Here is a 14077-nt window from a genome sequence, read left to right as displayed (position 1 = left end):
CCCAAGTTTCCTTAGGGCATAAGTTGTATTAAGCTAATGCTTCTTTAATTCTTCGTAAGGCTTCGATTAATAATTCTTCGCTAGTAGCATAAGAAAAACGAATACAATTTGGATTACCAAAAGCATCGCCAGTTACGGTTGCAACATTGGCTTCTGCTAATAAATACATTGAAAAATCTGTAGCATCTTTGATGAATTGACCGCGTAATGTTTTTCCAAAGAAAGAAGAAACATCAGGGAAAACATAAAAGGCACCTTCTGGGACATTAATTTTCAATCCTGGAATTTCTTTGATTAAACCAACGACTAAATCTCTTCTTTTGTGAAAAGCTTCCACCATGTAGTTTAGTACTTTTGGATCAGCATCAACGGCGGCAATTGTTGCTCTTTGGGCAATTGAATTCGCTCCTGAAGTAACTTGACCTTGAATTTTGGTACACGCTTTCGCAATAAATTCGGGGGCTCCAATGTATCCAATTCTCCATCCTGTCATCGCAAAAGCTTTGGCAACACCATTAACTGTAATCGTTCTGTCTAACATTCCTGGTATAGAACCAATACTGCAAAATGTTCCTGAAAAGTTGATGTGTTCGTAAATTTCGTCAGAAACAACGTAGATATTTTCATGTTTTAGAATTACTTTTGAAAGTGCTTCCAATTCTTCTCTGCTATAAACAGAACCACTTGGATTACAAGGCGAACTGTACCAAATCATTTTGGTTTTAGGTGTGATAACCGCTTCCAATTGTTCTGGAGTAATCTTGAAATCATTTTCAATTGATGTTGGAACTTCAACTGGAACACCGCCAGAAAGTTTGATGATTTCATAATACGAAACCCAATATGGCGCTGGTAGAATAACTTCATCACCTTCATTTAGCATTACTTGAGCAATGTTATAAAGAGATTGTTTTGCTCCAGTTGAAACTACAATTTGTGACGGTTTATAATCTAAATTGTTGTCTCTTTTAAATTTTCTACAGATAGCTTCTTTTAAATCTAAGTAACCTTCAACTGGTGTATATGTACTGTAGTTTTCATCGATAGCTTTTTTTGCTGCTTCTTTAATGAATTCAGGAGTGTTGAAATCTGGTTCTCCTAAACTAAGGCTAATAATGTCTTTTCCTTGTGCTTTTAATTCTCTTGCCAAAGCTGCCATTGCTAAAGTTTGAGAAACGGCTAAATTGTTAATTCTGTCCGATAACGGGTTCATTGTGTGTTAGTTATTATAGTTAATACAAAAGACGCGATTCCTCGCGTCTCTTACTTTATTATGCTAATTGTGGTTTTTTTCCTAATTCTCTCAAATGCTTGAAGTGAGATGCTATTGCCGCTCGAGTAGTTTTAAACTCGTGATACGGTAAGTTGCATTCTGCTGCCGTTTGTTTTACAATTTCTGCAATTTTGTTGTAGTGAACGTGACTGATATTTGGAAAAATATGGTGCTCAATTTGGTGATTCAGTCCGCCAGTATAATAATTTACAATCCAGTTTTTTGGTGCGAAGTTAGCCGTTGTAAACAATTGGTGAATGGCCCAAGTGTTTTCGATTTCTCCTGTTTCATCTGGAATAGGGTTGATAGTATCTTCAACAACGTGTGCTAATTGGAAAACAACACTTAAGATTAATCCAGCGGTGTAGTGCATTACTACAAACCCTAATAAAACTTTCCACCAAGTTACCCCAACAATTATTGGTAATACAATCCAAATAGAAAAGTAAATGGCTTTGGTAATAATAAGTGTAGTCCATTGAAAAGCAGGGCTTTTAGCTTCACCATACGATAATTGTCTTTTCAAATAACGTTTCATTTGAAGAAAATCGGTTGTGATAGCCCAGTTGAACGTTAGTAATCCGTATAAGAAAACGGAATAATAATGTTGGAATCTGTGGTGGCTGTACCATTTTGCTGTTTTTGAAAAACGTAAAACTCTTCCTGCTTCTAAATCTTCATCGTGACCAATGATATTCGTATAGGTGTGATGTAAAACATTGTGTTGTACTTGCCAGTTGTACACATTTCCAGCTAAAATATAAATACTTCCGCCCATTAATTTGTTTACCCAAGATTTTGTTGAGTAAGCGCCGTGATTTCCATCGTGCATTACGTTCATTCCAACGCCAGCCATTCCAATTCCGATGACTACGTTAAGTAATAAATATACCCAAAATGGCATATCCATAGCCAATAGGAAAAAATACGGTGTAAGGAAAAGTCCGAACATTACAATGGTTTTCACATGTAATTTCCAGTTTCCAGTTTTATTGATTTTATTTTCTTTGAAATAATCGTTTACTCTTTTATTTAATGTTCTGAAAAACTTCAGGTTGTCTTCTTTTGAGAAAATCGGGGTTGTAGTACTCATGTTTTTGTATTCAAATTTTGCCAAAGATAATTATTATAATTTTTTCATTTATGATATTAGTCATTTTTATTCATCAAAAAACGTATTTTTGTGTAAAATTTAACTAATGGACGAGATTTTAAAGCAATTTCCTAATTTATCTGATAATCAAATACTTCAGTTTCAGAAATTACAATCATTATACGAAGATTGGAATGCAAAAATTAATGTGATTTCAAGAAAAGATATCGACGAATTGTACACGCGACATGTTTTGCACTCATTAGGAATAGCAAAAATCATCGAATTCCGTCCAGGTTCTAGAATTATGGATGTGGGAACTGGTGGTGGTTTTCCTGGAATTCCATTAGCGATTTTACATCCTGAGGTTGATTTTTACTTGATTGATGTAATAGCAAAGAAAATCAAAGTGGTAAATGAAGTTGCTATAGGTTTAGGATTAAAAAACGTAAAAGCGGAACAAAAACGTGCCGAATTAGTAAAACAAGAATTCGATTTCATCGTAAGTCGTGCTGTAACCAATATGCCTGATTTTGTAAAATGGGTCGATGATAAAGTAGCTAAAAAACAAAATCACGAATTAGCCAACGGAATTTTATATTTAAAAGGCGGTGATTTAACCGAAGAATTGGCAGCTTTCCCAAAAGCAACACAATATAATTTATCTGATTTTTTTACCGATGAGTTTTTTGAAACAAAGAAAGTGGTGCATTTGCCGTTGAAGTATAAGAAATAAGTGATTAGTGAAAAGTAATTAGTGCTTAGCTAGTTTTAAAAGTAAACCAAAAATGGGTAATTTTTTAAATAAGGAAAAATTAAATAAAGGTGAAGTAATATTTTTTATATTATATTTTTTAACCTCTTTTACTTTGTTTTTTACGATAGATTTTCCAATTAACAAAGAGTTGTCTAGGTTTTCGTTGTTTTTTTATTCGTATGGAACTGTGTTGTTTTTGTATATTTTTGGATATAAGTCATTGAGGAAATTACTTTTCACACAATTTTTTATATTAATTGGTTTAATACATATTATAATTTTTTTACTAATAAAGGACAATGGTGAATTATACTTTGAAAAAGGGCATTCTGGAAAAGGTTTAAATTACACAATTATAGCAATATTATTAATTCAAATTTTGAGATATCTAAGTCTTAAAATTCAACAAAAAGAATTGGTTTGTCCAGATAGAAGTGGAATAGATATGTTTGATAATAGAAAAACTAATTTTTTTGATTTTATATTCTTTCTTTTCTATTTGTTGTCATTTGTTGGTTTTATTGTAATTACATGTAATTAAAAACAATTACCTTTTAATAGGGATTTACTTGAATGGAACTTCCAATTTTACTTTTGTAAATTTGCTACGATAGAGGTTGTTTAGTCTGTTTTTATTGGTTCAAAACTATGAAAGTAAATTAAAAAATTTATAATGAAACAAAACCCGATTCTCATCTGAAAATCGGGTTTTGTTATTTCTATTTCGGACTAAGATTATCCTAAAAACGGATATTTATAATCTTCTGGTGTTACGAATGTTTCTTTGATGGTTCTAACAGAAGCCCAACGCAATAAGTTTTGTGCTGAACCAGCTTTGTCGTTAGTTCCAGAACCTCTTGCGCCTCCAAATGGTTGCATTCCTACAACAGCACCTGTTGGTTTGTCGTTGATGTAGAAGTTTCCTGCTGCATTTTGTAACGCAACGGTTGCTTCTTCCACTGCATAGCGACATTGGCTAAATACCGCACCTGTTAAAGCGTATTCTGAAGTTTCGTCAACTAACTTTAACGTTTCAGACCATTTGGCATCTTCATAAATATAAATAGTAACTACTGGTCCGAATAATTCGGTACACATCGTATTGTATTTTGGATTTGTAGTTAAGATAACCGTTGGTTCAATAAAATATCCTTTCGATTTATCATAATTTCCGCCCATGATTACTTCAGCGTCACTATCGTTTTTAGCTTGGTCAATGTAACGTGCTAATTTGTCAAATGAAGCTTCTGAAATAACTGCAGTTACAAAATTGCTCATATCTTCTGGTGAACCCATTGTCATTGAAGCTAAATCAGCTTCTAAATGTGATTTAACTGCTGGCCATAAACTTTGAGGAATATAAACACGAGAAGCAGCACTACATTTTTGTCCTTGGAATTCAAAAGCGCCACGTGTAATTCCTGTTGCTACTTGTTTTGCATTCGCAGATGGATGCGCAATGATGAAATCTTTTCCACCGGTTTCTCCAACGATTCTTGGGTATGTTTTATAAGTTGCAATATTATTTCCGATAGTTTTCCAAATATCATTGAAAACTCCAGTTGAGCCTGTAAAGTGAACTCCAGCTAAATGTGGGTTAGATAAAACTACATCTGAAACCATTCCAGAATCACCCATTACCATATTGATAACGCCATCTGGCAAACCTGCTTCTTTGAAAACTTGCATGATTACATTAGCCGAATATACTTGAGTTGCAGCTGGTTTCCAAACTACCACATTCCCCATTAATGCAGCACTTGAAGGTAAATTTCCTGCAATTGCTGTAAAGTTGAAAGGAGTGATTGCATATACAAATCCTTCTAATGGTCTGTATTCTACACGGTTCCACATATCTGATGTAGAAGCTGGTTGGTCTGCATAAATTTTTGTCATGAATTCTACGTTGTAACGTAAGAAGTCAATCAACTCACAAGCAGCGTCAATTTCTGCTTGGTGAATGGTTTTTGATTGTGCAATCATAGTTGCTGCATTGATTTTAGCACGGTATGGGCCTGCTAATAATTCAGCTGCTTTTAAGAAAATTCCAGCTCTGTTTTCCCAAGCCATAGCTGCCCATTTTGTTCGAGCTTCTAAAGCTGAAGTAATTGCTTTTTCAACTAATGCTTTGTCTGCTTGATGATAAATACCTACGATATGTTGGTGATCGTGTGGTGCCGACATTTTTTTGGTATTTCCGGTTTTGATTTCTTCGCTACCTATATATAATGGAACTTCTACTTGAGCATTCCACATGGCTTTGTATGTTTCTGCAACTTTAGCTCTTTCTGGAGAACCTGGAGCATATGATTTTACGGGTTCATTTACCGCTTTTGGGACATTAAAAAATCCTTTTAACATGGTGTTGAATTTTAGCTTCGCTCAGTTCGGACAAAGTCCTCGAGTGAAAATTAGACAATTATAGTGTTGGTATTTACCAAAAATTAAATGCGATTACAAAAATACAAAGTATATTTTGAATTATCGATAACAAATGTTACGAAACCGGAGAAATGGTTTTTACGATTTGTTTTAAACTTTGTAATTAAGGAATGTTTTTATTGATTTGCATTTTCCAAAATGAAAATATCTTCAAAGTGTGGTTCAATAATTTTTTGTTCGGAATTATAAAATATCCAATTTTCTTTTCTGATTTTTGAAGTTTTGATGTAATAATCACATCCGCCTTGTCCTTTAACTAACGAACTATCAATAGTAAATTCACCTTCAGCAATTAAATCTCTTTTTTGATTCCAAAATTTCCATTTACCAATCTTATATTGATAGTCTTTCTCTCTTGGAATTGATCCGCAAAAAGAATACTTGTCCTTTTTGAATGTTCCAAAACCATACACTTTTCCTAATTCATAAATCCATTTATTGTCATTAGTGAGAAAGTTAAAAGATAAAAATTCTTCAGGTGATATATTTTTAAAAAATTTGATGTTTTCTCCATTAGAATTGTAATATTCAATGTAGATTAAATCAACCGAAATAAGAATTTTTAAATTTTCGTTAATAAGAATATAGTTTGGGTAAATGTTTATTTCTTCTTCAGTTTTTATAAAACCTTTAAGGTTGTTGAAGTAATCTTTTAATTTTTCAAACTTCTCGGAACTATTAGTTATAAATTCAACTTTTCCGTTATTGTGTTCATTATTATCTCTAAACTCAATTATTGAATTTTTGTTTATGACCAAATCGTTCAAATCATTAGAGTCTTTTTCTTTACAAGACAAGAATGTTAACAAAAGTGTTAGTAAGAAGAACTTTATAGTTATCTTTTTCAATATTTTATATTTAGAGATTCTTGTGGTTAATTTAATTAATCGCAAAAGGAGCGCTCAATTTGAAAGTAGGAATAATAACCTTGAAACTTTTAGTTGAGGTAAAATTAATCATGTTGAAATAACCTTTCATGGCACCGATTGGAGAATTTAATAAACATCCTGAGGAATAGGTGTAAATTTCTCCCGGTTTGACTACGGGTTTTTTTCCTACAACACCTTCGCCATCAACTACTTCGTTTTGGTTTAAAGCGTCATAAATTTCCCAATGGCGTGAGGTTAATTGAACAGAATCTTTGCTTTGGTTTTCAATTGAAACTTGGTACGAAAAGGCAAAATGAATCTTGTAGTTCTTGAAGTAAGTGCCTTCAAAACTAGTTAAAACAGAAATTTTTATGCCTTTTGTAATTTGAGTTACCATAAAGTTACATTAAAAGTATTCCAAGAAATAGCATAAATAATATACAAATTCCTAAGAATAAGCCAAATAAAGGATTCAAAAGTATGAATTTTAAAACTGTAATCCAACGGCTATGTTGATAAAAATTTCTTAAAGATTTATAAAAGTAGATTGGGAATAATAAAGCAAATGATAGAATTACAATAAAATTGGCTAATCCAGAGCTGATTAATTCAATCAAATTAAAGAGAATCATGCAAATAAACATGAAAGTAAAAAAACTATAAGCGAAAACCAGATGCTCCGTATAGTTGATGTTTTTGGAATAAAAAACCAACCAAAAGATTAGCGTTAAAATGGGTAAGGATAAGAAAATGAAAAAAGGCAATTTGGAATAGAAATATTCGATTACTTCCCTTTCTATTTCGTTTGATTTGAATGTTTTAGATTTATTGAAAGCGGCTTTGTTGAAGAAATTGGGATTATGTCCCAGACTAATAAGCGCTTCTTCATCTGTTTTATCAGGATATTTGCGATGAAAATTTCTGAATGAAAGAATGTTAAAAACTAAAGGGTCTGCATTTTTACTGAACAAGGAATCAATTTCTTTTTTGGTGTAAATTGAATCTCGGCTGTAAACTTGTCGTTCTTTCTTAGGATTTAAATTAGCTACGTTGATATTTAATTTCTCCAGTTTGATGGAGTCGCTTTTGCTTATTTGTTGTTCCTTTTGTGTAATTTGTGAATTGCTTTTACCATTTTCGTCATCATTTAAGTTGAACGTTAAAAATAGAATGATAGAAACGCTCAAAAACAAACGAAATGGATTGGCATACGTATGTCTTTTTCCTCTGTTAAATTCTCTTGCCAAAATACCAGGTTTTGTAAATAGCGAAACAAGAGAATTTCTTAATCGGGAATCGTAAGCGTAAAAATTGGCGAAAAACTCTTCAATAAAATCTTTGACCGTTAGTTTTTTGGTAGAATTCAATTGACCACAATGGTGACAAAATTTTTCACTAATATCTAAAGAGGTTTCGCAGTTCAAACATTTTATTCCTCTGTATTTAGCGTCTTTTCTACTCACTTTTTTAGTTTTTAATTACTTCACTACTTGTTGTAGAAACTCCAATTACTCTATCATAACGATCGTTGTTGCCTCTATAATACACAATTGCTGTGTAGCTGTTTTCGGTTTGGAAGAAATTCCCATCAATAGCATCTCGATGTTGAATTTTTCCATTTTTATCTGTTACTACATAATTGTAATTGGTAAAACCTTGTTTGATTAAAATGGCTTTTTCATACATTTTAGTTTGTTTGTTGAAAACCATTTTATTTTCTTCGGTAAGCGAATAGTTATTAAACATTCCAGTAATGTAAATAGATTCGTTTTTGAAAAAAGTTGGTGCATCTAAAGTAAAATATACCCAAGAATAATCCGCTTCAATATCGGGATTTTCAGTATTAATGTTTCTTACAATGAAATTCCCATTAAAGTCTGGAAAATAAGTGTAGACATTCTTTTTTCTTGGATAATTTACATATAAAAAAGAGTTGTAAATATTATCGCCCGATGTTACTCTAGCTACACTATTATTAACCATTCTAATGTTGGAATTGTCAATAGTGTAATATTCGTTTCCAGCCCAAAATTGCGTTTCCTTATCATAGCGATAAATCAATTCTGTTCCAATGGTATATTGCGGTTTGATGTTTTTAATTTCTGACTTCCAATTGCCATTTTGAAATAAAGTAACTTTTACGTTGTTGATTGGATCTTGCAAAATTCTATCGCCATAGTTGATGCTCATTTCCACATTGTGTTTTTCGTTGATAAATTCCATATCACGTGCTCTTCGGGTGCCAATTCTTACATTCAATTGGTCTTCAAAAACGATAAATTTTCTTGAAAACAATAATTCTTGCGAATCGTTATAAATTTTTATCATGTAATTGCCACTTTTTGTGATTCGGTTGAATCTATTCGGAAATACTTGTCGGTAATGCGAATATTGTTGTAAAGTGTTGTATGAATTTTCGTAAGTAATAATTCTTTGGTTATCAACGCCGTTCAAATATTCTACTTTGGCTAAATTGGTTGGCGTCCAATCGTAATTGTATTGGGTGATGGTGTAATAGTAATCGGCTTCATTTCCGAATAAATCATCGAATTGAATTTCAAAACTTTCTCCCAATCTAAAAAAAGGCAAAATGCTATTTCCGCCTTGTGTAAAAGCTACAGTTTTAATGTTAAACGGTGGCACTTTCTCTTCTTCTACTTGAGCCCAAAGGCTTGAAAATGAAAAAGTAATTAGGAATATAAGTAGTTTATTTTGCATAATTTTCTTGCTAATTCTTGTAAAAATACTAAATCTAAACTATTGGTTGCAAATTTTATGCTGGAAACTTAAATTTTAATAATTTAGAATAAATATAAATAACACAAATTGCGTCGTTTATTTTTGGTGTAATCTTTAGTAAATGGTTAAATTTGCACGTTTTGAAAAATTAGTACTAACCATATCTTCAATAAACATGTCAAAAGACATTCGAATTAAAAAAGGTTTAGACCTTAAGTTGAAGGGTGAAGCAGAAAAAAGTGTTTCTGACGTTGCCCGCTCGAAAGTCTATGCTATTAAACCTTCTGATTTTCATGGAGTAACGCCAAAAATGGTGGTTAAAGAAGGTGCAAGTGTTAAAGCTGGTGAAGTTGTTTTTTATTCCAAAAATGACGAAGCGGTTAAATTTGTATCTCCAGTTAGCGGAACAATTCAAGAGATTAAGCGTGGTGAAAAGAGAGTTATTTTAGAAATTCTTATTGCTGCAGATTCTCAGGATACTTTCGTAGAGCATAGCAAAAAAAATCCTAAAGATTTATCCGCTCAAGAAGTGAAAGAGCAATTGTTGGCTTCAGGTGCTTGGCCGTTTATTGTACAACGTCCGTATGATGTTGTTGCAAATTCTGCTGACACACCAAAGGCAATCTTTGTTTCAGGTATCAATTCGGCTCCATTAGAAGCTGATTTGGAATTCACTATGGCTGGTAAACAAGAAGCTTTAACTGCTGGATTAACTGCACTTACCAAATTAACTTCTGGTAAAGTTCATGTTACTGTTGGGCCAAATGCAACGTTTTTACCTTCAGTTGATGGTGTAACGGTTCATAAAGCACAAGGTGTTCACCCAGTTGGATTAGTTTCTACTCAAATTGGTAAAATTGATCCAATTAACAAAGGAGAAAAAGTTTGGGTGGTTCAAATGGAAGATGTTGCTATCATTGGTAACTTATTCTTAACTGGAAAATTAATCCAAACAAAAACTATTGCTTTAGCAGGATCAGGATTCGAGAAACCTTCTTATGTGAATGTAACTTTTGGAGCGCAAATTGCTGATGTGGTAGCTGGAAATTTAAAAGACGGAAACTACAGAATCATTAGTGGTGATGTATTAACAGGCGACCAAAAATCGAAAGAGGGTTTTATTGGTTTTTATCACAATACCATGACTGTTATTCCAGAAGGAGATGATTATGATTTCTTTGGATGGAACTTGCCAAGACCAAATAAATTTAGTGTTTACAGAGCCAATATGTTCTCTTTTTTAACACCAAATAAAAAGTACGATTTAAATACCAATACCAATGGAGAACACAGAGGTTTTGTATTAACTGGAGAGTACGAAAAAGTTTGTCCACTTGATATTTATCCAATGCAACTATTGAAGTCAATCTTAGTTAAAGATATTGACCAAATGGAAGCGTTAGGTATTTATGAAGTTGCGCCTGAAGATTTTGCTTTAACAGAATACGTTTGTGTTTCTAAGCAAGATCATCAAAGAATTGTTCGCGAAGGACTTGACGTAATGATCAAAGAAGTAGGTTAATTTCATCGGAACTTAAATTATAACGAAAAATGAGTTTAAAACAAAATTTACATAATTTAAAAGAAAAGTACAGAGGTACAAAGATGGAGCAAAGCTTCAATGCTTTACACACTTTTCTTTACTTGCCAAACATGACTACCCATGGTGGTACGCATGTTAAAGACGCAACCGACTTAAAACGTGTGATGAACACGGTGATTATGGCTATGGTTCCGGTATTGATATTTGGTATGTTCAATGCGGGTTACCAACACTTCGGTCAAATCAATGGATTTGATGCTGTAGAATTCTTCACAATTGAAAACTTAATCTTAGGTTTAACAAAAATCTTACCTATTTTAATTGTTTCTTATGGTGTTGGTTTAGGTATTGAATTTATTTTTGCTACTGTCAAAAAACACGAAGTTGAAGAAGGTTACTTGGTAACAGGAATGTTAGTGCCATTAATTATGCCAATTGATTTACCATTATGGATGTTAGCTGTTGCAGTTGCATTTGGAGTAGTAATTGGTAAAGAATTATTTGGCGGAACTGGAATGAATATTCTAAATCCAGCATTAACCATTCGTGCGTTCTTATTCTTTAACTGGGCAGCTTGGATGTCGGGTGATAAAGTATGGGTTCACGGAGCTGTTGATGGAGTAAAAAATACAGCTGGTACTGATGCAATTTCAGGAGAAACTATATTAGGTTCTTTGGCAGCTAATAAAGAAGTTGGCTATTCTACTTATGATATGTTCATGGGATTCATTCCAGGTTCAATTGGAGAAACTTCTACTTTCTTAATTTTATTAGGAGGTTTATTCTTAATCTTAACTGGAATTGGAAGTGCAAGAATCATGCTTTCTGCTGTTATTGGAGCTGCTGTAATGGGATTAATCTTTAACGGATTAGTTGATTCAGGAGTAATTTTGGAAGGAAGTAAATTCTATAGCTTAATGAATTTCCCATTTTGGCAACATTTGATTGTTGGTGGTATCGCTTTTGGTATTGTGTATATGGCAACTGATCCAGTTTCTGCTGCACAAACCAACACAGGAAAAATCATTTACGGATTCCTAATCGGTTTCTTTAGTATTATGATTCGTGTGTTCAATCCAGCGTATCCAGAAGGAGTAATGATGGCTATCTTATTATTGAATGTATTTGCTCCAACTATCGATCATTATGTAGTTCAAGCAAATGTGAAGAGAAGAATGAAACGTTTAAAAGTTAAAACTGCTTAATATGTCAACTAAAAGAACAGATTCAAATAGTTATACTATCATTTTCTCAGTGATAATGGTGGTTGTGGTAGGTTCGTTGTTGGCATTCTTTGCAAATTTCACTAAAGACCTACGTGTGAAAAACGATCAAGTTAAAGCGCAAATTGATATTTTATCAGCAATTGGTGTGGAATCTGACCGTTCAAACGCAACAGAAATGTTTACACAATATATTAAACAGCAAAAAGTTATCGCAGGGACAGAAGTTTCTGATGATGAAAAAGCGTATTTAATTGATGTGAAAAAGGAAATGGATGGTGCAAAAAAAGGAAATGTACAACGTTTGCCTTTATTCGTAGCTGAAAAAGATGGTAAAACCTTATATATTTTACCAGTAAGAGGTAATGGTTTATGGGATGCTATTTGGGGTTACATTGCTATAAATGATGATTTAAAAACTATCAATGGAGTGTATTTTGATCACAAAGCAGAAACACCAGGTCTAGGAGCTAATATTACAGAAAGTTTCTTTACAGATGATTTCAAAGGAGAATATTTATATGATGCTTCTGGAAACTTCAAAGGAATTGAAATTTCTAAATCTAATGGTGATCCAAACAACGAAGATAAAACAGATAATCAGGTAGACGCAATTTCTGGAGCTACAATCACAGGAAATGGTGTTGGAGCAATGATTAACTCTGGTATCAGAGCATATTTACCTTATTTCGAAACTTTAAAAAAATAAACTATGGCAAACACAAATGTAGAAAAAGAGCCATTGTTCTCTAAAAAGAATTTAGGTTTAGTAAAGGATCCATTAACAGATAACAACCCAGTAACCGTTCAGGTTTTAGGTATTTGTTCTGCTTTAGCAATTACTGCAGAATTAAAAGCATCTGTTATTATGGCACTTTCTGTGGTTTTCGTATTAGGTGTTGGTAACGTATTGGTGTCTTTATTAAGAAACGCCATTCCATCATCTATTCGTATTATTGTGCAATTAGTAGTAGTAGCTGCTTTGGTTATTATTGTTGATTTAACATTAAAGGCTTATATGCCAGATTTAGCTAAAAAACTTTCCGTTTTCATTGGATTGATTATTACCAACTGTATTATTATGGGACGTTTTGAAGCATTTGCTTTAGGTAATGGACCATGGAAATCATTTTTAGATGGTATTGGAAATGCAGCTGGTTATGGGTTAATCTTAATTATAGTTGGTTTCTTCCGTGAATTATTAGGTTCTGGTAAGTTATTTGGCTTCCCAGTATTTGGTGATCCAGTAGAAAAAACAGGATTGTATGCAACGGGTTACGAAAACAACGGATTTATGTTATTAGCTCCAATGGCGTTAATTACATTGGGATTAATCATTGGTTTCCAACGTTCAAGAAATAAAAACTTAATAGAAACACACTAAGAAAATGGAATTATTAGAAATATTTTTAAAATCAATTTTTATTGATAATATGGTATTCGCCACATTCCTTGGGATGTGTTCGTACTTAGCGGTTTCTAAAAAAGTAACTACCGCTGTTGGTTTAGGTGCAGCTGTTATCTTCGTAATGTTGGTTACAGTTCCTTTAAACTACTTATTAGATCAATACATTCTTCGTCCTGGAGCATTAGCTTGGATGGGAGAAGATTATGCAGAATATGATTTAAGTTTCTTAACGTTCATTTTGTTTATTGCTACTATTGCAACAATGGTACAATTAGTTGAAATGATTGTTGAAAAATTTGCTCCTGCTTTATACAACTCTTTAGGTATTTTCTTACCACTTATTGCTGTAAACTGTGCCATCTTAGGAGGTTCGTTATTTATGCAACAAAAGGAATTTAACAATATTACTGAAGCTACTGTTTACGGTGTTGGTTCAGGTATTGGTTGGTTCTTGGCTATTTTAGCAATTGGTGCAATTAGAGAAAAAATCAGATATTCAAATGTGCCACCTGCATTTAGAGGTTTAGGTATGACATTTATTTTAACTGGTTTAATGGCTATTGGTTTCATGTCTTTTGGAGGGATGTTAACTGGTGGTGACGAAGCGCCTACGAAAGAAGTTGTTGAAAACGTAACACCTGCTGAAACAGTAGAAGTTAATGAAGTAGCAACTGATTCAACCGCTTTAGAGACTGTAACAGATTCATTAACTCAAACTGTACAACAATAA

Annotated in this window: 14 protein-coding genes; 7 read left to right on the top strand and 7 right to left on the bottom strand. The window is 32.9% G+C overall.

The features are described 5' to 3' along the window. Positions 1 to 28: 28 nt before the first annotated feature. Positions 29 to 1213 (bottom strand): pyridoxal phosphate-dependent aminotransferase, encoded by a 1185-nt coding sequence (locus DPN68_RS02610; RefSeq protein ID WP_113988037.1) that lies wholly within the window; start codon positions 1211 to 1213, stop codon positions 29 to 31. A 58-nt stretch (positions 1214 to 1271) separates the two neighbouring features. After that, a complete protein-coding gene (locus tag DPN68_RS02605) occupies positions 1272 to 2366 on the bottom strand; it encodes a fatty acid desaturase family protein (RefSeq protein WP_113988036.1) in 1095 nt (364 codons plus the stop codon). A gap of 106 nt (positions 2367 to 2472) precedes the next feature. On the opposite strand from DPN68_RS02605, the gene rsmG reads away from it, so the two are divergent. Together rsmG and DPN68_RS02595 are read left to right on the top strand one after the other, a co-directional pair. Continuing rightward, a complete protein-coding gene (gene rsmG, locus DPN68_RS02600) occupies positions 2473 to 3102 on the top strand; it encodes a 16S rRNA (guanine(527)-N(7))-methyltransferase RsmG (RefSeq protein ID WP_113988035.1) in 630 nt (209 codons plus the stop codon). A gap of 52 nt (positions 3103 to 3154) precedes the next feature. Next, the gene (locus tag DPN68_RS02595; protein WP_113988034.1) at positions 3155 to 3664 is read left to right on the top strand and encodes a hypothetical protein; all 510 of its coding nucleotides are present in this window, start codon (positions 3155 to 3157) and stop codon (positions 3662 to 3664) included. A 194-nt stretch (positions 3665 to 3858) separates the two neighbouring features. Here DPN68_RS02595 and pruA read toward each other — a convergent pair whose 3' ends face one another. The 5 genes from pruA to DPN68_RS02570 form a co-directional block, all read right to left on the bottom strand. Continuing rightward, positions 3859 to 5484 (bottom strand): L-glutamate gamma-semialdehyde dehydrogenase, encoded by a 1626-nt coding sequence (gene pruA / locus DPN68_RS02590; protein WP_113988033.1) that lies wholly within the window; start codon positions 5482 to 5484, stop codon positions 3859 to 3861. 197 nt (positions 5485 to 5681) lie between these two features. Continuing rightward, positions 5682 to 6413: a hypothetical protein gene (locus DPN68_RS02585; protein WP_133256555.1), complete on the bottom strand. Its 732-nt coding sequence runs from the start codon at positions 6411 to 6413 to the stop codon at positions 5682 to 5684. Between the two features lie 31 nt (positions 6414 to 6444). After that, on the bottom strand, positions 6445 to 6831 hold the full coding sequence (gene apaG, locus DPN68_RS02580; RefSeq protein ID WP_113988031.1) for a Co2+/Mg2+ efflux protein ApaG: 387 nt from the start codon (positions 6829 to 6831) through the stop codon (positions 6445 to 6447). Positions 6832 to 6835: 4 nt separating this feature from the next. Next, a complete protein-coding gene (locus DPN68_RS02575) occupies positions 6836 to 7897 on the bottom strand; it encodes a DUF3667 domain-containing protein (RefSeq protein WP_113988030.1) in 1062 nt (353 codons plus the stop codon). A 4-nt stretch (positions 7898 to 7901) separates the two neighbouring features. Next, the gene (locus DPN68_RS02570) at positions 7902 to 9152 is read right to left on the bottom strand and encodes a type IX secretion system plug protein (RefSeq protein ID WP_113988029.1); all 1251 of its coding nucleotides are present in this window, start codon (positions 9150 to 9152) and stop codon (positions 7902 to 7904) included. A gap of 196 nt (positions 9153 to 9348) precedes the next feature. On the opposite strand from DPN68_RS02570, the gene DPN68_RS02565 reads away from it, so the two are divergent. Genes DPN68_RS02565 through nqrE form a run of 5 tightly spaced genes read left to right on the top strand, consistent with a single transcriptional unit; the run spans position 9349 to position 14077 of the window. Next, positions 9349 to 10695, top strand: coding sequence for a Na(+)-translocating NADH-quinone reductase subunit A (locus tag DPN68_RS02565; protein ID WP_113988087.1), 1347 nt, complete (start codon positions 9349 to 9351; stop codon positions 10693 to 10695). A gap of 29 nt (positions 10696 to 10724) precedes the next feature. Beyond that, entirely contained in the window at positions 10725 to 11921 is a 1197-nt protein-coding gene (locus tag DPN68_RS02560) for an NADH:ubiquinone reductase (Na(+)-transporting) subunit B (RefSeq protein WP_113988028.1), read from the top strand. A gap of 1 nt (position 11922) precedes the next feature. Then, entirely contained in the window at positions 11923 to 12648 is a 726-nt protein-coding gene (gene nqrC / locus DPN68_RS02555) for an NADH:ubiquinone reductase (Na(+)-transporting) subunit C (RefSeq protein ID WP_113988027.1), read from the top strand. Positions 12649 to 12651: 3 nt separating this feature from the next. Further along, positions 12652 to 13323 (top strand): NADH:ubiquinone reductase (Na(+)-transporting) subunit D, encoded by a 672-nt coding sequence (locus DPN68_RS02550; RefSeq protein WP_113988026.1) that lies wholly within the window; start codon positions 12652 to 12654, stop codon positions 13321 to 13323. 4 nt (positions 13324 to 13327) lie between these two features. Continuing rightward, positions 13328 to 14077 (top strand): NADH:ubiquinone reductase (Na(+)-transporting) subunit E, encoded by a 750-nt coding sequence (gene nqrE / locus DPN68_RS02545; protein ID WP_113988025.1) that lies wholly within the window; start codon positions 13328 to 13330, stop codon positions 14075 to 14077.

This window comes from Flavobacterium tibetense (genome assembly GCF_003293845.1).
GTDB classification, from domain to species: domain Bacteria; phylum Bacteroidota; class Bacteroidia; order Flavobacteriales; family Flavobacteriaceae; genus Flavobacterium; species Flavobacterium tibetense.
This window is presented reverse-complemented; position numbering and strand designations above follow the sequence as displayed.